Below are 25704 nucleotides of genomic sequence, written 5' to 3' on the forward strand. Positions count from 1 at the left end.
CACGTCGGGTTGGCACTCAGGAGGGCGGCGATCTGGGCGATCGGGCAACGCGGGAGCCGATTCATTCAACCTCCGATCGAAGCCAGGTGAGGGGTCAGCCCGGTGGCGCCGCGTTCCAGCGCATGGCTCGGGGCCTTGAGCCCGGGGTGGCGCAATAGCGTCGCCTGCAGCGTGTCGGCATGGTCCGCCGACTGCAGCAGCGGTCGCAGCGGGATACCGACCTCGCCGAACAGGCACAGCCGCAGATCGCCGCGCGCGGTGACCCGCAGGCGGTTGCAGCTGGCGCAGAAGTCGCGCGAATAGGGCGCGATGATGCCGATGCGTCCGGCGTAGTCCGGGTGTGCATACTCGCGCGCCGGGCCGGCATCCGGCGCACGCGCGAGCAATGACCAGCCAGCATCGAGCAGCGTTGTTTCAAGCAGTTCGGCACGGTAGTGGTGGCGTTCGAAATAGGCCTGGTTGTCGCCGGTACGCATCAGTTCGATGAAACGCACCGTCACCGGCCGCGCTCGCACGTAGTCGAGGAAGGCCGGCAGCTGGTCGTCGTTGAGACCGCGCAGCAGTACGGCGTTGAGCTTGATGCGCGCGAAGCCTTCGGCCAGCGCCGCGTCGATCCCGCGCAGAATTCCGTGCAGCCGGTCGGCGCCGGTGATTGCCGCGAAGCGCGCCGGGTCGAGTGCATCGACGCTCACGTTCAGCGCGCCAAGCCCGGCATCGCGCCACTCGCGCCAGTGCTGTTCGAGCAGCGCGCCATTGCTGGTCATCGCGACGCGTTCGATGCCGGGCGTGGCGGTGACGGTGCCGATGATCTCGATCAGGTCGTGACGCAGGGTGGGTTCGCCCCCGGTCAGGCGCACCTTGTGCACGCCGAGCCGCGCAAAGCCCGCGAGCAGGCGCGCGATTTCGGCCACGCCGAGCATGTCCGGGCGCTTCGCTCCAGCGCGATAACCCTGCGGCAGGCAATAGCTGCAACGGAAGTTGCAGGCCTCGGTCAGCGACAGCCGAAGATAGGGAAAACGCCGCCCGAAGCGGTCGGCGAGTTGCGTCTGCATGTTCACTCCTTTCCAAATTGGGGAGGTGCGCGCGTTTCCCCGCGTACCCTCGGCCCCGAAGGGGCCTCGTTCGGTGACCATGCCCGCGTTGCCGCGGTCGGAAGGTGAGCCGAATCGGAGTCGCCAACGCGATTGGGCGCGCTGGCGCCGCCATGCTAGCCGAGCTGCTGCCGCCGTCAATTGCGCGGGATCAATCGCACAGATCCCCGGCGCGATTTCACGAAGCCCCAAAAGAAAACCCCCGCCCGGAGGCCGGGCGGGGGCAAAGGGGGAGAGCAGGTGCGGATTAGAACTTGTACGTGGCACCGAGCAGGAAGGTGCGGCCGTACTGGTTGTACATCTTCGGCGTGAGATCGGAGCCGTCGAAGACTTCGCGGTACGGTTCGTCGGTGACGTTGTAGACCTGCAGCAGCAGCGAGGTGTTCTCGAACATGCCCTCGTCGAAGCTGTAGCCGATCTGGAAGTCGACCAGCGTCTCGCCCTGCACGTTCACCAGGGCGCGGTCGGCGCCGAAGCCCTGCACTTCGCCGAGGAAGGAAGAGCGATGGCGACGGCTGATGCGGGTCGAGAAGCCGCCGCGCTCGAAGTAGCCGGTCATGTTCGACACGTACTTCGACAGGCCCGGCAAGGGCTGGGTGCTGCCTGGGCCGTTCGGGGCGATCGAGCTGCTGGTGTCGGAATAGTTGGCGACCAGGCCGAGGCCTTCGAGCGCGTCGCTGAACAGGTCGAACGGAATCGAGAACGCCACTTCAGTGCCGCGGATGGTGCCGCCTTCGCCATTCTCGGGACGCGTGAACATGCCGATGTCGGAGGGCGGATCGAGACCGAGGTCGTCGAAGGCGCCGAAGTCGAAGGTCACCGGGATGCTGTAGATGTAGTTCTTCAGGTCCTTGTGGAACGCGGCGACGCTGACATAGCCCGAGGTGCCGAAGTACTTCTCGTAGGAGATGTCGAGCGCGTTGGCACGCCACGGTTCGAGTTCCGGATTGCCGCCGCCGCCGCCCCAGATGAGGGTTGCAGGATTCAGCGAGTAGTTGTTGTTGGCGCGCATCTGGTCGAGGCGCGGGCGCGCCATCTGCTTGGCTGCGCCGAAGCGCAGCATCTGCTCATGCGGGAACGAGAACGACAGGTTCAGGCTCGGCAGCGTGTCGTTGTAGTCGGAACCGCCGGAGTAGGGGATGGCTTGCGCGGCCTGGCCGTTCGGCACCGAGTAGCCGTCCGAGTCCTGCGAGGTGCGGATGTGCTGCACGCCGATGTTGCCCTTCATGGTCACGCTGTCGCCGAGTTCGGCGTCGAGGTTGAACTGCAGGTAGAAGGTCTGCAGCTGCTCGTTGACCACCCAGTTCTTGTTGGTGATGTCTTGGTGCAGGTTGGTGCGCAGGTCATACAGCGCGGCATAGGCACGGGCCACGTCGTAGCCGATGACGTTGCCGATGCCGGTGAAGTTGAGGTCGGCGGGATCGGTGATGATGTCGCTGCCGATCGCGGTCGGGTCGCTCAGCAGGTCGACGAACGCTTCCGGCACGTTGCGGCTCTTCTCGCGGTCGGAATGGTTGTAGCCGAAGTCGATGCTGCTCAGGATGCCGGAGTCGAAGCTGCGCGCGGCGGCGAACTTGAACGAGCGCAGATCGTCCTCGACTTCCGGGAACTTGACGTAGCCGTCCTGGCCCCAGCCGCCGGAGTCGTTGAGCGCCACGATCGACGGGTCGGAGTAGTCGAGGCCGAAGTCGAGCGTCGGCAGGCCGGTTTCCGGGTCGATCAGGAAGTGCACGGTGTCGGTGACGCCGACGGTGCCCGAGTAGGTTTCCAGGATCATCTCTTCGCGCGAGGCGCTGGACAGGCTGAAGTCGGCTTCGGCGGTCCAGTTGTCCGAGAAGTTGAACTTGTTGTTCCAGCCGATCGCGAACAGGTCGTCTTCGCGCGTGTTCAGGTCATTGCGCAGCACCGGCTTGACGCCGACCGCGGTGCCTTCGAGCAGTACGCCATCGACCACGGTCGCGCCCGGCTGGATCACCGCACCGGACCAACCCAGGCCCATCTGCAATGCGCGTGTGGTTTCGTCCTTGTCGAACTGCGAGTAGTAGACATCGAGCACGCTGGAATAGGTGTCGCTGGCGGAATACTCGAGCACGCCCATGAAGCCGTCGCGGACGTTGTCGGTCGAGGTCGACCAGGACTCCGAGCCACCGAGGATGCGCACACCGGAAACGCCGTTGACGGTGCCGGTCGGGTAGCCCCAGGCGCTCCAGCGTTCGGCCTGTCCGGGCGAGTCGAGGCGCGCATAGCCAAGCGCGAGACCGATGGTGCCATCGGCGAACTGGTCGATGTAGGAGGCGCTGATGCGGTTGCCGTAGTCGCTGACGCCGGGGTTCAACTCGCCAAGCGAGTTCTTCTCCATGCGCGCATTCACCGACATGGTCGGCTCGGCGTAGGACAGCGGCCGCACCGTCTTGAGGTCGATGGTGCCGGACAGGCCCTGGCCGACCAGGTGCGCGTCCGGGGTCTTGTAGACGACGGCGGCATTGAGCAATTCGGACGGGTACTGGTCGAACTCGACGCCGCGGTTGTCGCCGATGCTGGCCTGTTCACGGCCGTTGAGCAGCGTGGTGGCGAAGTCGCCGGCGAGGCCGCGGATGGCGATGGTCGAGGCACGACCGGCGACGCGCTGCGCGGCGAGGCCGGGCAGGCGGGCGATCGATTCGGCGATGGATGCGTCGGGCAACTTGCCGATGTCCTCGGCCGATACCGCTTCCACGATCGAGGTCGAGTCGAGCTTGAGGTCGATTGCCTTCTCGATACCGCTGCGGATGCCGACGACGGTCACCGTCTCGAGCTCGGACTCCTTCTTCTCGGCAGCCTTCTTCGCCTGCTCTTCCTTCGCCTCGGGCTTCGGCTGTTCTTCGGCCGCCTGGGCACGGGCATCGGCCGCGATCATCGCGATCGCCGAAGCCAGCGCCAAGCTCAACAGATTGCGCTTCGCTATCAACACGGTTTTCTCCCCAACAAAACAGCCTTGCTCGGTGGCCGGAAGCGGCCGGTCACGGCGCTTGGGCGCGTGACTCGTTGCGGGACAAGGCGTGCTCCCACAGCGTGCCGAGATGGTAGCCATGGCTTTCGCCACACGCGCTTTCCTGCAAACGTATTCATGCATTCTGCAGCTTCGCGGACGCGGCGCCGTCACCGAACATGACGCATTGAATCACTGGAGGCTGGCGTGCATTGCATCGCAGCAATCACCGCATTCGCAGGGCGCGCAGGCCGGCGCATGTGCGCGACCCTGGCCGTGGCCGCGACGCTGTGCGTCGAGGTGCAAGCGGGCGAAGCGCCGCGGCCGCGCCTGCATGTTCCCTCGCCCGACTGGCGCGACCAGATCATCTATTTCGCAATGATCGATCGCTTCGACGACGGCGATGCGCGCAACAATGACCAGGGCCAGCACGAGTTCGATCCATCGAGCAATGCGCACTATTCCGGCGGCGATCTGCGCGGACTGACGCAACGCCTCGACTACATCCGCGCACTCGGCGCCAGCGCGTTGTGGATCACGCCGCCGGTCGCACATCGCTGGTGGGACGCGCAGGCCAACTACGGCGGCTACCACGGCTATTGGGGCGAGCACTTCCAGCGCGTCGACGCGCACTTCGGCACGCTGCGCGACTACCGCGCGCTGTCGCGGCAACTGCACGGGCGCGGCATGTACCTGATCCAGGACATCGTCGTGAACCACATGGCCAACTGGTTTCATTACGACGACGACTGGAGCGCGGACGATCCAGCGCCGGGCTTCACGCTGAATCCGTATGCCGCCGGACGCCACGCGCCGTCGCAGCCGCCGTTCGATCGCAACGACGCGCGCGATCCGGCGCAGCGCGCGCAGGCGGTCTACCACTGGACGCCGAGCATTCGCGAGCACGCCGATGCGGCGCAGGAACACCGCTTCCAGTTGGCCGATCTCGATGACCTCAACACCGAGTCGCCGCGCGTGCGCCGCGCACTGCGCCACAGCTATGGCTTCTGGATTCGCGAGGCCGGCGTCGATGCCTTCCGTGTCGATACCGCGTTCTATGTGCCGCCGCAGTTCTTCGACGACTTCCTCGCCGCCGACGAGCGCAAGGCGCCGGGTGTGTTGCGCGTGGCGCGCGCGACCGGGCGCGAGGACTTTCTGGTGTTCGGCGAAGGCTTCGGCATCGACCGCACGTTCGAGGACGTACAGGCACGCAAGATCGACCGCTACCTGCGCGCGCCGCCGGGCCAGACAGCGCTGCCTTCGATGCTGAACTTCCCCTTGCACGGCGCGCTGCTCGACGTGTTTGCGCGCGGGCAGCCGCCGGCAGTGCTCGCCCATCGGGTGCGTTCGATGATGCAACTGCATGCCGATCCATGGCGCATGCCGACCTTCGTCGACAACCATGATGTCGACCGGTTTCTGGCTTCCGGTGACGAGGCTGGTCTGCGCCAGGCGCTGCTGGCCATGCTCACCTTGCCCGGCATCCCGACCATCTACCAGGGCACCGAGCAGGGCCTGCGCGAGCAGCGCGGTTCGATGTTCGCGGCCGGTTACGGTAGCGGCGGTCACGATCATTTCGACACGACCACGCAGCAGTTCCGCTATCTGCAGCGCGCGATCGCGTTGCGTCGATCCGAGCGGCTGCTCTCGCGCGGCACGCCGACGGTGCTGCAGGCGCAGGCCAACGGTCCCGGCGCGATCGGCTGGCGCGTCGACCACGAAGCCGATGCGGCGCTGGTGCTGTTCAACACCGCGACCCATGCGGTGTTGGTCGATGCACTGGACACCGGCCTGCCCGGCGGTGCGCGACTCGTGCCGCGCTTCGATCTGGACGACGCCGAGTTCGCGCCGTTGCAGCTCGACGAGGACGGACGTGCATCGGTGCTGCTGCCGCCGCGTTCGGGACGGGTCTGGGGCCTGGGCGAGGCTCGCGTGCGCGTCGCCGCGCGCAAGCCGCCGCAGATCGCGCCGATCATTGATCAGGTCTGGCGTGGCGACATCGCGGTGCACGGTCGCGCCGCGCCGGGTAGCGCATTGCACCTGGTCGTCGATGGCAACTGGGATGCGGCGCAACGGCCCCGCGCCGGCGTCGATGGACATTGGCAGGCACGCATCGACACCGCGGCGATGGTCGATGCCACGCAGACCCATCACGCGGTGGCGTGGTCGGAAGGCGAGGGCGCCTCGGCGCGTGTCGCTTTTCGCGCCGCACGTGACTGGCAGTTGCGTGCGGACATCGTCGATCCCGCCGACGATGACCACGGACGCAATGGGCGCTATCGCTATCCGATCGAGCCCGAGTTCGCGCGCGTGCGGCCGCAGGACCTGCGCCGCGTTCGCGTGTACAGCGCCGGCGGCGCGTTGCGCGTCGAGGTCGAGATGGCAGCGCTGTCGCAGCACTGGCATCCGGCCCACGGCTTCGACCATGTCGCGTTCACCCTGTTCATCGCGTTGCCCGGCCGCGACGGCGGCGTCCGCGTGATGCCACAGCAATACGCCAATCTGCCCGCCGAACTGCGCTGGCACTATCGCCTGCGTGCGCACGGCTGGTCCAACGCGTGGTTCCGCGCCGAAGGCGCCGATGCGCAACACGAAGGCACCTTGACCACGCCCGCGGCGACGATCACCGCACTGCCGGCAACCAATACGGTGCGCTTCGAGTGGTCCGCCGCCGCGTTCGACGGCCTCGCCGACTGGACCGGCGCCAAGCTCTACCTCAACACCTGGGATTACGACAGCGGCTACCGCCCGATCGCCCCCGACCCCGGCCCGATGACCTACGGCGGCGGCACCAACGAATCACCACGCATCATGGACGAAACCGCGGTCATCGAGTTGTAATCGAATGGACTCACCCCCTCACCGAGGCGTCTAGGCGCCAGGAGTGGTGAACTGCGTGCACCACGACCAAAGTGAGAGGGCGAGCCCATGAACGAGTGTATGGCACGTGTGCGGACGTTGGCGATCGATCTGGCGAAGAGCGTTTTCCAAGTGGCCGGCGAGGACGAGCGAGGCACTGTTGTTTTCGAGGACCGGATCAAGTCGCGCGAGTCGTTTGTCGAGTTCCTGAGGACGCTGAAACCGCCGTTGGTGGTGCTTATGGAGACCGGCCCTGGCGCGCAGTCATGGGCGCGTGAGTTGCAGTCACACGGCATCAGGTTTCGTACTACCCGCACAGCGAGTGGAGGAGCATCGCAGCGGCGCCAAGAACGACCGCAAGGACACTTTCGCGATCCTGCGTGCGGGGCGCGACAAATCGATCCACGCAGTTCCGGTCAAGTCGGTGGAGCGGCTGACGATGCAGGCTCTGCATCGGGTGCGTTCGGGGTACGTGTCGCGGCGTACGGCGATCAGCAATCAGATTCGCGGGTTGCTTACCGAGCATGGGCTGGTCTTCGCGCGCGGCGAGATGGCGCTGGTCGTTCGCCTGCGGCAGGTGCTGGAGGATGCGAGCTTGCCCATTCCCTTTCGGCTGCGCGATCTGATTGCGGATCTGTGGGCGGAGTGGGAATGCTTGGGCGAACGCATGGCTGCGCTCGACGCGGAGTTGCAGAGCGTGGCAACAACCGATCCACTGACGCGGCGCCTGATGACGGTTCCTGGTGTAGGGCCGATGACTGCGACCGCATTGGTGTGCGGACTTGAATCCAGAACGCTTTGCCAATGCGCGACAATTTGCGGCGTATTTTGGCGTGGTGCCAGATCAGGCGAGCAGTGGCAATCGAATCCGGCTGAGGGGCATGTCCAAGCGCGGAGATGGCTATGTCCGCAGCCTACTGATCAACGGTGCCATGCTGTGTTGCGACAAGTGAATCCGGCGTGCGAGGAAGAAAACATCCGCAGCGTCTTCGCCGCTGGAAGGAGAAGCTGGGCAGCAAGGCTGCTGCGGTGCGCCTGGCCAATCGCAACCTGAGAATCATGTACGCGTTGCTGAAGAACGGCGGCAGCTACCGCGAGGATGCCGCCATGAGATGAAACCTGCGTTCACCCCGGGCGCTGAGCGCCCAGCCTGCTGCTTCACGCACGAACCACAGGTAAGACCGACGCGGATCGGTGCCTAACACCCTACTGGCCCTTGAGGCCTACACGTAATTGGCAGTCCGCGTGCTCATCCGATGCTGGCCCAGGCGATGCTTCGCCGATCAGAGGCCTGATACATAGACGCAGCCAAGGTCCGTGAAAAAAGCAGCGGTTGACGGAGGGGGTGAGTCCATACATAGGGTGTGCACCGCGAATGCGGTGCGCACCGCATGCATTCGTCGCGGGTGGGCGGTGCGTCACCGATCGCTTCAAGGGAGTACGAGACCATGCATGCACGCAGAGCACAGGGGAGTGAATGCCTGGCGCCGTTTCCGGTGCATGCGGATCTGGTCGACACCCTGCTCGCGGCGCATGTGCAGGATGGCGGCGAGCGCGATGCAGTCGTGGCGCATGTGCTCGGGACTTGCGCGGGCTATGTCTACTCGGACGTGCATACAGTCGCGACGATCATGGCGCGGCTCGGGTTGGCGGCGAATGGCTGCAGCCGCGTGGTGCAGACCGTCGATGCGATGTTCATCTTCTCCACTGCGTACCTGGTGCAGAGCCGCTGCGGGCGCGTGGTGATCCTGTGTTATCGCGGCACCGAGCCGGCCACGCTCGGCAACTGGATCGGTGATGCCGATGTTGGCTCGGAGTACATCCGACCGGGGACGGATGCGGACGGTGCCGTGCGCGTGCACGCCGGTTTTCATCGCAACATGCGCGCCACGCGTTGGGAAGTGTTGAACGAGCTGGAACTGGCGCTGCAGGGGCGCTCGCTCGCGGATCCGGGTGAACAGCTCGCGCATCCGCTGCAGGCGCTCTACGTCGCCGGTCACAGTCTCGGCGGTGCGATGGCACTGCTGTTCGCGCTCAGCCTCGGTGATGACACGCTCGAGCGCGCGCTGAGTGATCGCTTGCGCGCGATCTACACCTTCGGCCAGCCGCTCGCCGTCGGCGCCAGCACGTCGGCCGCCGTCGATCGCATCGGGCGCAAGCTGTTTCGCCACATTCGCCATGCCGACCCGGTGCCGGCACTGCCGCCCGCGGCCTGGGGGCGCCTCGCGCACATCGGGCACGAATACCGCTTCGCCAGCGGCGGGTGGACGCAGGCGGAACGGGCGACCGAACAGCAGCACGGGCTGCGCGGCATTTCGAGTGCGCTGTTCGCGTTGTTCGCGTCGGAGAAGCGCCGCGCTTCGATGCGCTATTCAATCTCCGAGCATGGCCCGCACCACTACATCGCCGCGCTGCGCCCGGTGGGTCGCGTCACCGAGTTCGGCGACCACGCCGGCCACGACGCGCAGATCGAGGCAAAGCCTGTGCCGTAGCCGCCGGCAACCCTTCAGCGCGCGGGTGCGGCCGGATCGTGTTCGTCCAGCCAGCGTTCGATCTGTTGCTGCTTGTGCTCCATCTCGTGGCGCAGCAGTTCGACCAGCGGCTTGCGGTCGCGTGGCTGCAGATCCCGGCCGCGACCGAAGTGGGCGAACAGCACCGATAAGTCCTGCGATTCGCCGAGGTAGTGCGCAAGCTCGCGTTGCGGGTCGATGGCGTCGGCGACGCCGATTGCGCAGGCGGCGAGCGCAGTGTGTTGCTGCAGCAGCCGACGTCGGCGCCGGCGCCAGCGATGCCAGTCTTCGGCGTCGCCGTCGGACAGCGCGCGCCCTTCGGCCTTGCGGCAGCGCTTCAGGCTGTGCTGGAGCGCGGCCTGCAGCTGCGCGTCGGTCAATGTCGCCCAGGGCAGGGCGTCGAGTCGCGGTGCCAGGGCACGCAGCTGCTCGCGCTGCTCGGAGAATCCGGCATCCTCCGCAACGCTGCGCTGCAGTTGCTGGCTGCGCTCCTGCAGTGCACCGCGGCGCACGCGGCGCAGCAAGGTGGCAGCATCGCCGGGAGCATGCGTCTCGATCAGGCGGTCGATGGTCTCGATGCGCGCCTGCGCATCGCGCAGTTGCGATAGGGCGCGGCACTGGCGCGCGAGATCGCGGTCGATGCGCTTGCCTTCCCCGGTCGCGTCAAAGCCGGCCAGCGCCAGGCAGGCGCGCACGCGGCGCATCGACTTGCGCGCCTGGTGCACGCCCTCGTGTACGCGTCGGCCGCGCCAACCCATGCACGCAAAGGCGCGCAGCAGCTGGTCGGTTGCGTAGGCGCGGATCGGCAGGCCGGGCATGGTCTAGAACGTGTAGCGGGCGATCAGTTGTACCACCGGGCCGGCGCTCTCGGTCTCGACCTCGTACTCGTCGAAGTCGCGATCGATCTGGTCGGTCAGCGTATCGAACTTGTTGAACTGCTCGTCCTTGGAGGCGTCGAGCAGGTTCGAACCGGTCAGGCGCAGGGCCATTTGCTTGCCAAAGCGCTCCTCGACGAAGACCTCCAGATCGGCGCCGTACTGGGTCGCAACCTCTTCGGCCAGCACGCGCGAAAAGGCGTCGCCCTGGCGCCGGTAGCTGGCGCCGAACGCGGCGTTCCAGGACGGCAGGTCCTGGATGAAGCCGACGTTGAACACCGACTTCGCCTGGTCGTTGAACATGCGCGGGCCGATCTCGTCCTCGACTTCGCTGTCCAGCCACGAGTAGTTGAGGAACACGCCGGTGTCGTCGAGGCCGAACGCCGACAGTGGCGTCGACAGGTCGAACTCGAAGCCGTAGACGTAGCCGTCACCGACATTCGCGACCGAATACACAAAGCTCTCGGGATCGAGTACCGGGTAGCCAGGCGTGGTCGGGCCGGCCCCGGGGTTCTCGTCGAGGAACTCCTCGACCTCGTCCTCGTAGTCGCCGAGGGCTTCGTCGCTGGGCTCACCGGTGTTCACCACTTCGATCAGGTCCTGCACGTCGCGATAGAAGAAGTTGATCCCGACGATGCCCTGCAGCCCGAGTCGGCGCTCGAAGCCGATGTCGATGCCGTTGGCGGTCTCCGGATCGAGCAGGGCGTTGCCGATGAAGTCGTTGTCGCCGAACTCGCCTTCCAGCAGCACCGGCAGCAACTGATTGAAGTTCGGGCGGCGCAGGGTGCGACCGAGCGAGACGTTCAGCCGGTTCTCGTTGCCGAGGTTCCAGCGCAGATGGGCGGACGGCAACACCTCGGCGTAGCGGTTGTCGTAGCGGTCGCTGTCGGCGCGCACGTCGACGTCGGTGCGTTCGTAGCGGATGCCGGCCTCCCAGTCGAAGTCGCCGCGTTCACCGGTGAACATCAGGTAGGGAGCGAGGCGGCGTTCCTGAATGTTGCTATCGTCCAGTGCAAATGCTTCGTAGGCGGGCAGGGGCAGCCCGGCGCCATCGGCCTCGACCTCGCTGGTCAGCAGGCGGCTGTCGCGGTCTTTCTTGTTGAAGTCGAGGCCGAACTCCATTTCGGCCGCACCGATCTCGCGCGCGTGTGCAAGCTTCAGCGCCAGCTCGCTGTCGTCGCCATCGGTGAGGACGCGCGTGCCCTGGTAGTCGCGGAAACGGGGCGGGTTCTGCCCGGCGCGGTAGCGGATTTCCTCCTCGGTGTCGAAGCGGCCGTCGCTGAAGTTCGCCCAGTCGATATCGATTTCGCTTTCGCCGCCGGCCAGGTCGAATTCGTAGCTGAGGCCGAGCGCGGCATTGTGCTGGTCGATCGTAACCAGTTGCTCGTTGTAGGAGAGCAGGTCAGTGAGTTCGGTGCTGGCGATATCCACGTACTCGGTCGATTGCTCGTCCTCGGTGCGGTCGGTCATCACGTACAGGGCGTCGAGCTTCAGTTCGCCGTGCTCGAACTCGCGCGTGAACGACAGGTTGGCCGAGTAGTCGGTGCCATTGCGGATGTCGCTCTGGTCTTCGCGGTCGGCGTAGTCGCCGCCCGGGGCGTCGTAGCGGTCGCTGCGTTTCTGCTTCGGGTTGTAGCGACCCTGCACGTTGAAGCCGGCGAGCACGCGGCCGCCGGCGAATTCGCCGCTGTTCACGGCACCGTAGGTGGGCTTGACCCGGCCATCGTCGAAGTACAGGCCGCCGACGCGGGCGTAGCCGCCGTCGAACTCGTAGGCGTCGCGCAGCACGATGTTGATCGCGCCAGCCACGGCATCACCGGAGCGGTTGGCACTGGTCGAACGCACGATCTCGATGCGCTCCACCATTTCCGCGGGGATGCGGTCGACGAAGAAGGAGCGGTCGGTTCCGGCACCCGGCACCTTCTTGCCGTTGATCAGGATCTGCGTGTAGCCCGGGTCGAGACCGCGCAGGCGCGCGCCGTCGTATTCGAGCACGTCGGAAACAAAGGCCACGCTCGGCACGCGCTTGAGCATGTCGCCGGCGGTCAGCGGCTCGAAGCGCTGGAAGTACTCGAGGTCGTAGGACAGCGTTGGCGCGATCGCGTCGGCGCGGTCGCGGTAGATGATCTCGCCCCTGACCTCGATGGCTTCGAGCTTTTCAGCGCCGGCGTCCTCGTTGCCGGCGCCTGCAGCTTCGGCGTGGGCACCGTGGCTGAAGGCGAGCGAGGCGAGCGCGTGGACGAGGGCGAGGCTGAGCAGGGACTTGCGCATGGCGGACTCCGGAAGGCGATCCGGAAGTTTTATCGCGGCCAGATCACCGCTCCATGACAGTTCCGTGCAGTGCAGGTTGCAGGCGCAGCACGGTCATGCCGATGCGCGCGGGCTCGTGTATAAGACGCGCTTTCCGATTGCCGCGAATGGACCGCGCAACCCATGATCAAGCCACCCCTGCCGCTTGCGGCACTGATCCTTGCCATCGCTGCCTGTGCCCCGCTGCGCGACACCCGCGAGCCGGACGAGCGCTCCGATGCCACGCCAAGTTTCGCCACTGCGGGCATGGACCATGCCGCGATCGCGGAAGCGTTCCTGACGGAATCGACCGCGGCAGACAACGTCGATTCTCCGGCGGCGTGGCGCGCTCCGGACGGCCGCACCTGGCTGTTCGCGACCGCGAAGGAAGGTGGCGGCGTGCTCATCTACGATGGCGACGACGGCCACTTGCTGCGCCGGATCGGTCGCGAGGGGGATGCCGCGGGCGAGTTCAGGCGCCCGAACGGGATCAGCGTCGTCGGCGATCTGGTGTTCGTGGTCGAGCGAGACAATCGGCGCGTGCAGATGTTGTCGCTGCCGCAATTGCAGACGCTGGCGATGTTCGGCAGCGAACAACTGCAGCAGCCCTATGGATTGTGGGTGCGGGCGTTGAGCGACCAGCGCTTCGAGGTCACCGTCACCGACGCCTACATGGCCGGCGAAAAGGCCAATGGAGACGATCTGCCCCCGCCGCTGCCCGAGCTTGGCCGACGCATGCAGCGTTACGAGGTGCTGGTGCAGACCGACGAAGTTCGCACGCGCCACCTCGGTGCCTTCGGCGACATCACGGCAGCGGGCGCCATCCGCATCCCCGAATCGATCTGGGGCGATGTCGCGCACGACCGCTTGCTGATCGCCGAAGAAGACACCGCGATCGGCACCGCGGTGCGCGAATACGACCTGGCCGGCAACTACCGCGGTCGCACGCTCGGACTCGGCCGCTTCAAGGCGCAGGCCGAGGGCATCGCGCTGTGGCAGTGCGCCGACGGCAGCGGCTACTGGATCGCCACCGACCAATTCCCCGACCGTAGCCTGTTCCATGTCTACGACCGCGCCTCGCTGCGGCACCTCGGTGCCTTCGCCGGCCACACCGTCGCCAACACCGACGGCGTCTGGCTGCACCAGGCCGCGACCTCGCGTTTCCCCAACGGCGTGTTCTACGCCGTGCACGACGACCAGGGCGTCGGCGCCTTCGACTGGCGCGACATCGCCAAGGCACTCGCCCTGCGCACGGACTGCTCTGACCCCGTTTTTCCGCACGCGGCAAATCTCCTCCTTGACCGCCCGATTCCCCGCGCCCCAGACTTCACCCTCATCCCGGCGCACCCGTCGAAGAATTGGCGTTAGCGATCCTTGGTTCCTCCGCCGCACACTGCATTCACTTTCGCGTTTGCGACTCTTCGAGCGGCGCTTGCGCACTTCCTAGCGTACGCGTCGCTGTTTATCGTCCTTGGCACCATTGCGGTTGGCCGCGCACTGACCGTTGGCTGGCTCGAGCCCTTTCGCATCGGCGAGGTCGAGGTGCCGAAGTTCATGGGCATGCATGCCTCCAATGTTGCGGTTGCCGTGTTCTGTGCCGTTGCCGTGGCGGCAGTTGCGGTTGGTTTTGTCGTCCGCTATTTCCATTCCCGCTCGTTTCTCGCACGGTTGCGATCACGCGGCGTCACGGATATCAACAGTGACGGCAAGACCGACGTATTCACAGACAAGTTCCTGGATGATCTCTGACGAGGGGTCGGCCGCTCTCATGCGCTTCGTGTTCCGCCCCAACAAGGAGACGCCGTGGTGGTACCTGACCTTGGGTTCGATCGGATCCATCCTTTCGCGATGAATGTGCGGTTTGCGGGTGTGGCTGTTGAGTTGCGCGGGTGCGCGTGTGGGCACCTCGCTCAGGTGATGGTCGTCAAAACGGCGCGATTGAGGGGCAGCGCGATGAAGACGCGGCATGTGATCTTGCGGGAGATTGAGGACGCCGACGGGTCGCGGCTGCTGACGGCGGCGCTGGGTGCCGGGGGAGAGCTGTTGATCGAAGGGCGGGACTGCGGGGACGGCGTCGAGCGGATTTTCGGGGTGCGCGAGTACGAGTGGGCGTGGACGATTCCGGCGGAGGCCGTGGCTGGCCTGCTGCGTGCGTTGCAGGCGCCCACGGACGACGTCCTTGCCGCGCTGCGGGACCGTTTCAGCGGGGAGAATGCGGCCGACATCGGCACGTTCCTGGAGTTCCACCGAATTCCCACGACGCGTTGGTCGCGTACCGGCGACTGACGGCGGGTTGCAGCCCGTGGGTGTGACTTGCCTGCTGCGCGGCGGCGGCGGACGGCTTATGCTCGGGCAGCGTGCTCCAGCTGGATGCCGGAATGAACGACGCCGAACGCAACGACCTGCGCCGCGACTGCCCGTTCACCTGGGTGATGCAGTTGCATGTGCCGGCCTTCGCGCTCGATCGTGGCGCGCACGTTGTCGCCTGGAACGAAGCGCTGGCGCAGCTGACCGGGGTCACATCGGCGAGCATGCTCGGGGCCAGCGCAGTATGGCCGGCGTTCTCGGTCGAGCCGCAGCTATCGCTGGCCGAGTTGCTGTTGGTCGAGCGGCGAGTGGCTGCTGCGGATGCCACGGTGGCGGAGCACTTCGCCGAGGTCGGTGTATTCCGATTGCCGGTCGATGGTCGCGAAGTTGTACTTGCGCTCGACGCGTGCGTGCTGCGCGATGCCGACGGAAGCGAACTCGGGGTGCTGCAGACGCTGGTGGACCACAGCGAGGCGCACCGTGCCGGAGCGCGCTTCCGGCGCATCTTCGAGTCTTCGCCCGATCCGGTCTGGATCATCGAGAACAATACCTTCGTCGATTGCAACGACGCCGCCGTGGCCATGCTCGGCTATGCCAGCCGCGAGGCGCTGCTGAACACGCATCCTTCGCAGCTGTCGCCGAGCCACCAGCCCTGTGGCATGGGTTCGTTCGAGAAAGCCGAGCTGATGATGGATCTGGCCACGCGCAACGGCCTGCATCGGTTCGAGTGGGTGCACCTGCGCGTCGACGGCAGCCCGTTCGACGCCGAGGTGACGCTGGCGCGACTCGAGGTCGGTGGCCAGCACGCGATCTACTGCACCTGGCGTGACATCACCGAGCGCAAGGCCGCGGAGCGTGCCGTGCGCCTTTACGCGACCGTGTTCCACACCTCGGGCGAGGGCATCCTGATCTGCGATGCCGACAACCGCATCGTCGCGATCAACGAGGCGATGACCCGGCTCACCGGCTACAGCGCCGAGGAACTGGTCGGACACAATCCGAGCGTGCTCGCCGCTGGCCGCACCGCGCCCGAGGTGTACGTCGGCATGTGGCAGGCGCTGGAGCGCGATCACTTCTGGCAAGGCGAGCTGTGGGACCGGCGCAAGGACGGCAGCGTGTTCGCGAACTGGGCCTCGATCAGCGTCAGCACCGACACCGACGGGCGCGTGCTGAACTACATCGGCACCTTCAGCGACATCAGCGAGCGCAAGGAGGCCGAGGCACGCATCGACTGGCTGGCGCACCACGACGCGCTCACCGGCCTGCTCAACCGCCATGGTCTCGATCAGCGCCTGCAGCAGGCGATCGCCGCAGCGCGCCGCGAGATGCAGGTGCTGGCGCTGGTGTTCCTCGACCTCGACCGCTTCAAGCTGGTCAACGACAGCATTGGCCACCACAGCGGCGACCAGGTGCTGACCGAGGTCGGGCGGCGCCTGCGCGACTGCGTGCGCAATGCCGACATCATCGCCCGCCTGGGCGGCGACGAGTTCGTGCTGGTGCTGACCGGCCTCGACGACCCGCTCGACACGCTGCAGGTGACGCGCAAGCTGCAGGCCGCGCTGAGCGCGCCGTACCAGGTCGGCGGACGCTCGCTGCACCTGACCCCGAGCATGGGCGTGAGCCTGTTCCCGACCGACGCCCAGGAAGCCGATGGCCTGCTGCGCGAGGCCGACACCGCGATGTACCACGCCAAGGAAAGCGGTCGGAACAACACCCAGTTCTACGCCACCGAGATGACCGCGCGCGCGACCGCGCGCCTGGACCTGGAGCGCGACCTGCGCCGTGCGCTCGATGAGGACGAGTTCGAGTTGTACTACCAGCCTCAGGTGCTGGCCCACGGCGGTCAACTGTGCGGCATGGAGGCATTGGTGCGATGGCGCCACCCGCAGCGCGGCCTGGTCGGTCCGTCCGGTTTCATCGCCGTGGCCGAGGAGAGCGGCCTGATCCTGCCGCTCGGCGCCTGGGTGCTGGACGAAGCCTGCCGACAGATGAGCATCTGGCGCGACCGCGGAGTGGCGCCCCCGCGCATGGCGGTGAACCTGTCGGTGCACCAGTTGCGCCAGGTCGACCTGGTCGAACTGGTGCGCGCGACCTTGTTTCGGCACCACCTCGAAGCCGGAGTGCTGGTGCTGGAGATCACCGAGTCTGCAGCGATGGAACGCCCGGAGCAGGCGATCTCGCGCCTGCGCGAGCTGCGCGACATGGGCATCGAGCTGGCGATGGACGACTTCGGCACCGGCTATTCCTCGCTCGCCTACCTGCAGTCGCTGCCGCTGCAGTCGCTCAAGCTCGACCGCGGGTTCGTGCGCGACCTGGAACGCAACCCGGGCGATGCCGCGATCTGCGCGGCCACCGTGGCGCTGGCGCACAAGCTCGGGCTCGCGGTCGTGGCCGAGGGCGTGGAAACCGCCGGTCAGGCGGCGTTCCTGCTGGCCCAGGGTTGCGACCAGCTGCAGGGCAACCGCTACGGCGAGGCCGCTCCCGCAGCGTTCTGGGAACAACACTGGCGCGCCCACTCGGACGCGGAAGTGGCGGGTGGGAGGTAGGTCGGTTGGGGTGCATTGCATCGGGCGGGGTGCATTGCATTGCATCGGGCGGGGTGCATCACATCGGGCGGTGCGCCTCGCTTTGCTCGGCACACCCTACGCACACACTACGCACACCTTGCGCTGGCGTGAACGCATCCGCGTGATGCGTCCTGCGTAGGGTGTGCACCGCGAAGCGGTGCGCACCGATGCGATGACGTTGCGGTGCGCATCACTTCGGGCGGTGCGCCTCGCTTTGCTCGGCACACCCTACGCACACCCTACGCACACCTTGCGCTGGCGTGAACGCATCCGCGTGATGCGTCCTGCGTAGGGTGTGCACCGCGAAGCGGTGCGCACCGATCATGAAGGCCGCGGTGCGCACCGATTTCGCATTACGCCGCGCGCGCGGCGTCGCGTTGCAGTTCGGCAAGGTCGAGCACGCGATCGGCGAGTGCGAGGGTTTCGCGTCGGTGCGCGATCATCACGCGGGTGATGCCGAGGCGACGCACATTGCCGTTGACGCGCTGCTCGGTGGCGGCATCGAGTGCGCTGGTGGCCTCGTCCAGGAACAGCAGGCGCGGCTCGGCGTAGAGTGCGCGCGCCAGCAGCACGCGTTGCTGCTGGCCGCCGGACAGCGCTCCGCCCATGTCGCCGATCAGCGACTCGAATCCCATCGGTAGCTGCGCGATCTCCTCGCGGATGCCGGCCAGTTCCGCCGCCAGCTCCAGCCGCGCCGGGTCCGGCTGCGGGTCCTGGAAGGTGATGTTGTCGCGTAGGCTGCCGCCGATCAGTTGGTCCTCCTGCATCACCGCGGCGCACAGCGCGCGGTAGGGGCCGAGGCCGATGCGGCGGATGTCGATGCCGTCGAGCAGCACCTCACCTTCGCCGGGTTCGAGCAGGCCCATCATGATCTTGATCAGCGTGGTCTTGCCCTGGCCGCTGCGGCCGGCGAAGGCGACGCATTCGCCGGCGCGGACACGCAGGTTCAGGTGCCGAAACAGCCACGGCTCGTCCTCGCCGTAGCGGAAGCCGACGTCGCGCAGCACCAGTTCACCGCGCACGCCGGCGCGCGCCAGACCGGGGCCGTCGTGGTGCGCCTCCGGGTCGCTGAACACGATGTCGGCGAGGCGGCTGAGGTGCAGCCCGAGCATGCGGTAGTCGAGCAGCTTGTCGATCAGGTTGGTGCAGCGCGCGGAAAACAACTGGCGGTAGGCGAGAAAGCCCATCAGCATGCCGACGCTGATCTCGCCATCGAGCACGGCGAGCGCGCCGAGCCAGACCAGTGCCACCGATTCGAGCCCGCTGGTGACGCCCTGCACCGCCTGGTAGCCGAGCTGCAGCCGGCGGCTGCGCGCCTCGGCGTTCACCGCCTCGGCCTGCAGCCCGGTCCACACCGCGTGGCGTTCGAGTTCGCGCCCGAACACCTTGATCGGCAGCATCGCGCGCAACGATTCGAGGAACTGCGACTCGGCCCGAGCGCGCCGCACGATGGCATCCAGCGTGGTCTCGCGCAGCCCGTGGAACCACCACAGTCGGGTGCCGGCGTAGAGCAGGGTCGCGGCCACCGCCACGGCGCACAGGCGCGGGCTGTAGGCGAGCATCAGCGCCAGCGTGGACAGCGCCATGACGCCGTCGACCACGCCCTCGATCAGGCCGCCGGTGAGCGTCTCGCGCACCGGGTTCAAGGCGTTGACGCGCGACTGCAGGTCGCCGACCTGGCGCTTCTGGAAGAACTCCAGCGGCAGCCGCAGCAGGTGGCGCATGACATTGGCACCGAGCTGCAGGTTCAACGCGCTGCCGAGGTAGAGCACGGCCCAGCCGCGCAGTGCCTCGGCCGCGACCTTGACCACGGTGAGCACGGCGAAGCCGATGCCGAGCAGGGCCAGCAGCGGGCGGTCGCCAGCGACCAGCACCTGGTCGAGTGTCAGCTGCAGGAAGTAGGGCAGCAGCAATGCGAAGCCCTGGATCGCGAGCGCGAGCAGCACGATCTGCACCAGACTGCCCTTGAGCCCGCTGGCGCTGCCCCACAGCTGCGAGAGCCGCAACGGCGTGGTCGAGCGCTCCGGGCGGAAGGCGCGTGTCGGCGTCAGTTCCAGCGCAACGCCGCTGAAGCCGCGCGAGAGTTCGGCGGCGTCGACGTTGCGCGCGCCGCGGGCCGGGTCGTGGATGCGATAGCGGCCCTTGCCGACGCCGACCAGGACCACGAAATGGTTGAGGTTCCAGTGCAGCACCGCCGGCAGTCGCAACTGCCCGAGCGCGGCCGGCTCGACGCGCAGCGCGCGCGGCGCCAGTTGCAGTTGCTCGGCGGTCGCCATCAGCTGCTTCAGGGTCATGCCCTTGAGGGTGACGCCGAAGCGGCGGCGCAACGCGAACAGGTCGACCTCGTGGCCGTGGCGCGCGGCGACCATCGCCAGGCAGGCGAGGCCGCATTCGGCGACTTCGTTCTGCAGCACCACCGGCACCCGTGGCCGGGCCGAGAATCGCAGCAGTTCATGGACCTTCATTGCGGGTGGCTCCGTGGTGGCTCAGCGGCCGCGCAGCGCAAACAGCGGCGCCAGCAGCCATTCGACGATGCGCGGGCGATCGATGACGATGTCGGCGCCAAGGCGCATGCCGGCAGCGAGCGCCTGGCGGCGACCTTCGGCCGCGAAGTCCTGGCTGGCGAGCGCGACCCGCACCCGGTACGCCGGCTCGTCCTGGCGATGACTGCCGCCGAGGTCGATGCCTTCGAGTGCCGCGCCGGAGATCTCGACGATGCGGCCGCTGCATGCGCCGTATTTCTGGTACGGGAATGCGTCCAGCTTCAGTTGCACCTCCTGGCCGACGCGCAGGAAACCGATCGCGCGCGAGGGCACCGCGAGTTCGGCGAGCAGCGGCGCGTTCGCGTCGACCAGCAGCAGCAGCGGTGCGCCGGCGGCGACGCTTTGACCGCTCTGCACCAGCACCGCGGCGACGCGCCCGGCGCTGGGCGCGCGCAGGGTCGCTCCACTTTGCAGGCGTACCTGCGCCAGCCGCTGCGTGAGTTGGCTGCGGCGCTCGGCGATGGCTTCGCGGCGACGCGCGGCCTCCAGCGGTTGCAGCGCGAGCGCGTGGCGCGCGCTGCCGATGGCGCTGCCGGCGCGGTCGAGTTCGCGCGCCAGCGCCAGCGTCTGCACCTGCGCCGAGAGTGCCTGCTGTTCCAGCTCCTGCAGCTGCATGCGCGCGATCACGCCGCGCGCGGCGAGGCTGCGGCTGCGCTCCAGGTTGTCGGCGAGCAGTCGTTCGCGCTGGCGCTGCAGTTGCTGCTGGCGCGCGAGTTCGCTGCGTTCGCGTTCGCTCGCGCCGAGTGCCTGTTGCAGTTGCGCGCGATCGAGTGGGTCCTGGCGATCCAGGTCGGCGGCCTCGTTCGCGAGGCGCTGCAGCGAGGCGTCGAGTTCGCGCTCCAGGTCGGCCTCGACGGCGCGACCGCCGGCATCGACCTGGGCCGAGCCGATGCGTGCGACCGCGTCTCCGCCGCGCACGTCGGCGCCGCTGGCGGCCAGCACCTCGACCACGCCGGCGCGCGGTGCGGTGATGCGGACCACGCCGCTGGCCGGCAGCAGCAAGCCGCTGGCGGTCTCGGTGCGGGCATAGCGGCCGAAGCCGGCGAACGCGGCGACCGCGAGCAGCAGCGCGAGCACGCCGGCGCTGAGTACGCGCAGCGACAGCGGCTGCACCAGCAGCACTTCGCCCTCGATGCGGCGTTCGCGCGCGCGCAGCGCTTCGGCGCGGAACAGCCCGGGGTCGGCGGCACCCTGGGCCTGGCGCAGATCCAGCAGCTGCAGGTCCGAGGTCGGATCAAGGTCGATGGCCGCGCCCAGCAGCAGCGCCCGCGGGGCCACGCGCGCCAGTCGCGCGGCGAACTCGGCGCGCGCCGCGGCGTCGGCGTGGCCGCGGCAGAACCACCAGCACAGGCGGCCGTCGCCGGCGCGCGCCGACAGCGCCGTGGCGGAGCGCGGCGCATGCGGCAGCGGCTCGCCGAGGTCGGACAGTGCCAGTACCTGTTCCGCCAGCCACCACGGGCTCTGCCCGGGGGCGAGTCGGCGGGGCAGCTCGGTGGCGAGCCAGCGCGCGCAGGCCGGGCGCTCGGCGGCGGGCAGCGCGAGCAGCGGGTCGCCGGGCAGCAGTCCGAGTTCGAACAGGCAACGCTGCAGGGTCGCCGGGTCGAGACGCAGATCAAATTCGTCGTGGATCACTTCGGCGAGTGCGGCCGGGGTCCACAGCGGTGACTCGAAATGCAGGTGCAAGGGGTCGTTGCCGACCAGCAGCTGCAGCAGGAACGCGGCCTGGCGCGGGTCCAGCACCGGGACTTCGGCGGTGGCCGGGGCGCGGCCGGTGGCGGCATCGGGTTCGTGCATCATCGGGTCGCGGAAGAAGCGCCACCACCGCGGACGGCGGTGGCGCGAGCCATCAACCGCCGAACGGCGTGTTGATGATCACCGGCAGGTTCAGGTCGATGAACCAGGGGCGCGGCGGGAACGGGAAGTGGTGCGGCACGGTGCCGCAGAACCAGTCGCCGTCATAACCACCAGCGACGCTGGCCGCTTCGGCCGCATTGAGCTCACGGATTGCAACGTTCATTCGTTTTTCCTCAGTTTGTTTTGATGGGCCGAGGTCGGTCGCTGGCCATGGGCTGCGACCTTCCGCGGCGGGATTGCCGACCGCGACCGCCCCGGCAGGGGCCGGGGACGGTGCGGTCGACCGGGCCGGACGCTAGGTGCCGGGGGCCGGCGAAGCCATCAAATCGGCGTCATGGCGACATCAAAGTTTTCAGGATTTGATGGGCTTGGCACTCGCGCCAGGCAATTCGCTGCGTTATGGGCGCCGGCTGCGGCCTGTGCTAGCTTCGCGCCCCCGGGACGGACGCTGCCTCAGCGCAACGGCCCCCGCCGCCGGCACCACCCTGCGCAACGCGATGAACGACTTCCTGCTCAACGACGTCGTGGTGCGACCGCGGCGCAATGAACTGTGCATCGACGGTCGCAGCGAGAAGCTGCCGGCCAAGTTCATCGACGTGCTGATGGTGCTGGCCGAGCGCCAGGGCGAAGTGTTCGGCAAGGCCGAGCTGCTCAAGCGCGTCTGGAACGACCCGCACCTGGGCGAGGAGTCGGTCGCCAACGCGGTGTGGATGCTGCGCAAGACGCTCGGCGACGACGCCCGCCGCCCGAACTACATCGAAACCGTGCCGCGACGCGGCTATCGGCTGGTGGCGCGGGTGGCGCCGGCGCCGATCGAAGCGCCCGCCCTGCCGGCGACTGCGGCGATCCCGGACGCCGAGGTCGGGCCCATCGCGCCCGCATCGCCACCCGAGCCGACGCTGCCCTTGGCGTTGACGGAGGCGCCGCCCGCGGCCGTCACCGCACAGCACGCACGCGTGGACCGCTGGTGGCCCATCGGGCTGCTGGCCGCGCTGCTGCTGATCGCAGCGGTCGTACGGCTATGGCCGGTGGATTCGGGCGCGGGGCGCGATGTGAGCCCGCTGCCGTTTCGCGGCGATGGCGAACTCGACGTGTTCGCGCGCGACGCGGATGGGGCGCTGTATCTCGCGGGTCGCGACGGCACCCTGTTCGCGTTCGACGGCGTCGCGGGCGGTGAACGCTGGCGGCTGCCCGCGGCGACGCGATTGCAGGGCCCCGCTGTTTCGGCGCAGACGCTGTTCGTGGCCGCCGCCGACGGGCGGCTCTATGCGCTCGACCGCCGCGACGGTCGCGAGTACTGGCGTCGCGAACTCGGGCGCGGACTGGTGACGACGCCGTTGCTGGCCGACCGGCAGGTGCTGGTGGGCGACTCCGACGGCAGCGTGCACGCGCTCGACCTCGTGGCCTCGACGCCGCGCTGGCGCACCTCGCTTGGCGAAATGCCGCATGGGCGGGCGGTGACTGCGGCGTCTCTGGCGCTGTTTCGCAGCACCGGCGGGCGCGTGCATGCGCTGGCGCTGGACGATGGCCGACCGGTCTGGACGCAGGCCTTTCCCGGGTTGCTGCGCGAGCTGGTGCTCGACCAGGACCAGGTGCTGATCGCGAGCGACGCCGGTTTCGTCGCGGCGCTCGCCGTCGCCGATGGCAGCCTGCGCTGGCAGAGCGAACTGGTCGCGGCCGCGACTACGCCGCTGCGCATCGGCGGGCGGGTGGTGGTGCTCGGTCGCCGCGGCGATCTGGTCGCCTTCGATCGCGCCGATGGCACGATCGCCTGGCAACGCCAGCTCGAGATCGCCGGCGCGCTCGATCCGGTCGCGTGGAACGGCCGCATCGCCGTGGTGTTGCGCGGCGGCGCGTTGGGCCTGGTCGATGCCGAAGATGGCGACCGGCTCACCCGCATCGAGTGGCCGGAGCAGCCGCAGGCGTTGCTGGTGGACGGCGAACGCCTGCTGGTCGCGACGGTCTCGGGGCGGGTGCACGCGCTGGCGCCGTCGCTGGCCGCGCGCCGCGGCAACTGGCGCCTCTCCGCCGACGGCATACTGCAGCCGGCGGCCGCGGAGGCGGCAGAACGCGGCGAGGTCGAAGGGCTCGCCGAGGGCGCGGTGCTGCCTCGCTTGCAGTGGCAGAGAGCTGTGGTCGGCGAGGTGCGCGGGTTGGCGATGGACGTCGAAGGCGGCGTGTTCCTGGCCGACGAGCGTGCCGCGCAGGCCTTTGCGGCCGACGGCAGCGCGCGCTGGTTCACGCCGCTGCCGCCCGCACGCGCCACCGAGCCGGCCCTCGATGCCGAACGCGTCTACTTCGGCCGGCGCGACGGCAGCGTGCGCGCCTTCGACCGTGCCCGCGGCATTCGCCGCTGGACGGTGCAGACCGGTGGCCCGGTGATGTCGCCGCCGGTGGTTGCAGACGGGCGCGTGTTCGTCGGCAGCGACGACCGCAACCTGTACGCGCTGGATGCCGCGAGCGGCGCGCAGCTGTGGCGGGTTCCGTGCGAGCGGCCGGTGCGCGGTCGCGTCGCGGTGGTCGGCGATCGGGTCGTGTTCGGTGCCGCCGACCGTTCCGTGCGCGCACTCGATGTCGCGAGCGGCCGCCTGCTCTGGCAGTACCGCGCGCGCGATTGGGTGGTGGCCTACCCGGTGATCGCGGGTGGGCGCGTGTTCATCGGTGTCGGCAACGGCGATTTCCTGGCGCTCGGGCTCGATGACGGCCGGCTGCGCTGGCGCTTCGAGACCCAGGGCAAAGTCTGGTTCGCCGCTGCGGCCGACGCCTCACGGGTCTATTTCGCGAGCGGCGATGGCCACCTGTACGCGCTCGACCAGGCCAGCGGCCGCGAGCAATGGCGCTATCGCACCGGTGCCGCAGCCGAAGGCAGCGCGCTGCTGCACCAGGGTCTGGTGATCGCCGGCAGCCGCGACGCGTATCTGTATGCACTCGACGCCGCCAGCGGCCGACCGCAGTGGCGCCTGCGCACGCACGGCCCGGTGTTCAATCCGGCCGCGCAGGGCGACTGGCTCGCGGTGACCAGCGCCGATCAGCAGCTGTACGCGCTGCGCTGGTAGGCGCGTCGGCGCGCGTCACAGCGAAATCGTTCAGATCATCCCAATCGGGGAGGCTTGAATCCCGCTTGGCCACCGCCATGTGCGTTCGTGCACGCTTTGTGAAAGACTGTCCTTCGACCGTCGACGTGAAAAGGGAACGATGAGCTTCCTGTTTGCTGCACCGAACATCGTGTTCACAGTGTCGTTGGGGGTGTTGGCGTTGTTGCTGGCCTTGGAGTTCGCCGGTAGCGGGTTGTCGGATGTGGTCGAGGGGATGTTTCCGGACCTTGATGCCGACGTGCCGGATGCGGATGACGTGTCCATGCCGAGCCAGTTCCTGTCGTGGCTGCGCTCCGGGCGTGTGCCGATGCTGATGGTGTTCGCGGTGTTCCTCGGCGTGTTCGGGGCCGGCGGACTGTTGCTGCAGCACCTTGTCGCGACCCTGTTTGGTGCGCCGCTGCATGTCGGTATCGCGAGCCTGACCATGTTGCCGCTGTCCTTGCCGCTGGTGAAGATGGCTGCGGCCATCCTCGCGCGGATGATGCCGCGCGACGAGACCGCGGTGATCTCGCGCGAAGACTTGATCGGCCGCATCGCGGTCATCGTCACCGGCCATGCGCGCAAGGGCTTTCCGGCCCAGGCCAAACTGCGCGACGAGTTTCGTACCACGCATTACGTGATGGTCGAGCCCGATGAAGACGGCATCGAACTGCGCCAGGGCGAGGAAATCGCGCTGATGGCGCGCCGCGGCGCGGTCTACGTGGCCAAGCGCGTCGCGCCGGCGCAACTCACCCACCAACCCTGAT

At 68.0% G+C, this 25704-nt stretch carries 15 protein-coding genes, 1 pseudogene and 1 riboswitch; of the genes and pseudogenes, 9 read left to right on the forward strand and 7 right to left on the reverse strand.

Features of this window, described 5'->3' with window-relative positions:
• Positions 1 to 65: 65 nt before the first annotated feature.
• Both moaA and IPG63_10515 read right to left on the reverse strand, forming a co-directional pair.
• A complete protein-coding gene (gene moaA / locus IPG63_10510) occupies positions 66 to 1052 on the reverse strand; it encodes a GTP 3',8-cyclase MoaA (protein MBK6727676.1) in 987 nt (328 codons plus the stop codon).
• Positions 1043 to 1184, reverse strand: a riboswitch (molybdenum cofactor riboswitch). (Overlaps the previous gene by 10 nt.)
• Before the next feature lie 154 nt (positions 1185 to 1338).
• Complete coding sequence (locus tag IPG63_10515) at positions 1339 to 4041, reverse strand: TonB-dependent receptor (protein MBK6727677.1); 2703 nt, start codon at positions 4039 to 4041, stop codon at positions 1339 to 1341.
• Positions 4042 to 4317: 276 nt separating this feature from the next.
• On the opposite strand from IPG63_10515, the gene IPG63_10520 reads away from it, so the two are divergent.
• From IPG63_10520 to IPG63_10530, 3 genes and pseudogenes are all read left to right on the forward strand, one after another.
• A complete protein-coding gene (locus tag IPG63_10520) occupies positions 4318 to 6900 on the forward strand; it encodes a hypothetical protein (GenBank protein ID MBK6727678.1) in 2583 nt (860 codons plus the stop codon).
• 99 nt (positions 6901 to 6999) lie between these two features.
• Positions 7000 to 8034: pseudogene (locus tag IPG63_10525) on the forward strand (IS110 family transposase).
• 332 nt (positions 8035 to 8366) lie between these two features.
• Complete coding sequence (locus IPG63_10530; protein ID MBK6727679.1) at positions 8367 to 9410, forward strand: lipase family protein; 1044 nt, start codon at positions 8367 to 8369, stop codon at positions 9408 to 9410.
• A gap of 14 nt (positions 9411 to 9424) precedes the next feature.
• Here IPG63_10530 and IPG63_10535 read toward each other — a convergent pair whose 3' ends face one another.
• Together IPG63_10535 and IPG63_10540 are read right to left on the reverse strand one after the other, a co-directional pair.
• A complete protein-coding gene (locus tag IPG63_10535; GenBank protein MBK6727680.1) occupies positions 9425 to 10246 on the reverse strand; it encodes a CHAD domain-containing protein in 822 nt (273 codons plus the stop codon).
• A gap of 3 nt (positions 10247 to 10249) precedes the next feature.
• On the reverse strand, positions 10250 to 12574 hold the full coding sequence (locus tag IPG63_10540) for a TonB-dependent receptor (protein ID MBK6727681.1): 2325 nt from the start codon (positions 12572 to 12574) through the stop codon (positions 10250 to 10252).
• 162 nt (positions 12575 to 12736) lie between these two features.
• On the opposite strand from IPG63_10540, the gene IPG63_10545 reads away from it, so the two are divergent.
• The 4 genes from IPG63_10545 (at position 12737) to IPG63_10560 (ending at position 17445) form a co-directional block, all read left to right on the forward strand.
• Positions 12737 to 13960 carry a phytase gene (locus IPG63_10545; protein ID MBK6727682.1) on the forward strand — a complete coding sequence of 408 codons (1224 nt, stop codon included), beginning with the start codon at positions 12737 to 12739 and terminating at the stop codon, positions 13958 to 13960.
• 6 nt (positions 13961 to 13966) lie between these two features.
• Positions 13967 to 14341, forward strand: a complete 375-nt coding sequence (locus IPG63_10550; GenBank protein MBK6727683.1) for a hypothetical protein — start codon at positions 13967 to 13969, stop codon at positions 14339 to 14341.
• A 54-nt stretch (positions 14342 to 14395) separates the two neighbouring features.
• Entirely contained in the window at positions 14396 to 14878 is a 483-nt protein-coding gene (locus IPG63_10555; GenBank protein ID MBK6727684.1) for a hypothetical protein, read from the forward strand.
• 92 nt (positions 14879 to 14970) lie between these two features.
• Positions 14971 to 17445: an EAL domain-containing protein gene (locus IPG63_10560; protein ID MBK6727685.1), complete on the forward strand. Its 2475-nt coding sequence runs from the start codon at positions 14971 to 14973 to the stop codon at positions 17443 to 17445.
• A 374-nt stretch (positions 17446 to 17819) separates the two neighbouring features.
• Here the strand turns inward: IPG63_10560 and IPG63_10565 are convergent, their stop codons facing one another.
• Genes IPG63_10565 through IPG63_10575 form a run of 3 tightly spaced genes read right to left on the reverse strand, consistent with a single transcriptional unit; the run spans position 17820 to position 22026 of the window.
• A complete protein-coding gene (locus IPG63_10565) occupies positions 17820 to 19931 on the reverse strand; it encodes a peptidase domain-containing ABC transporter (GenBank protein MBK6727686.1) in 2112 nt (703 codons plus the stop codon).
• Between the two features lie 21 nt (positions 19932 to 19952).
• Complete coding sequence (locus IPG63_10570; protein MBK6727687.1) at positions 19953 to 21806, reverse strand: HlyD family efflux transporter periplasmic adaptor subunit; 1854 nt, start codon at positions 21804 to 21806, stop codon at positions 19953 to 19955.
• Between the two features lie 49 nt (positions 21807 to 21855).
• The gene (locus IPG63_10575) at positions 21856 to 22026 is read right to left on the reverse strand and encodes a hypothetical protein (protein ID MBK6727688.1); all 171 of its coding nucleotides are present in this window, start codon (positions 22024 to 22026) and stop codon (positions 21856 to 21858) included.
• Positions 22027 to 22360: 334 nt separating this feature from the next.
• Between IPG63_10575 and IPG63_10580 the strand changes: the two genes are divergently transcribed.
• Positions 22361 to 24919, forward strand: a complete 2559-nt coding sequence (locus IPG63_10580) for a PQQ-binding-like beta-propeller repeat protein (protein ID MBK6727689.1) — start codon at positions 22361 to 22363, stop codon at positions 24917 to 24919.
• Positions 24920 to 25058: 139 nt separating this feature from the next.
• Positions 25059 to 25703 (forward strand): YqiJ family protein, encoded by a 645-nt coding sequence (locus IPG63_10585; GenBank protein MBK6727690.1) that lies wholly within the window; start codon positions 25059 to 25061, stop codon positions 25701 to 25703.
• The last annotated feature ends 1 nt before the right edge of the window (position 25704 follow it).

The organism is Lysobacterales bacterium (assembly GCA_016703225.1).
Taxonomy (GTDB): Bacteria; Pseudomonadota; Gammaproteobacteria; order Xanthomonadales; family Ahniellaceae; genus JADKHK01.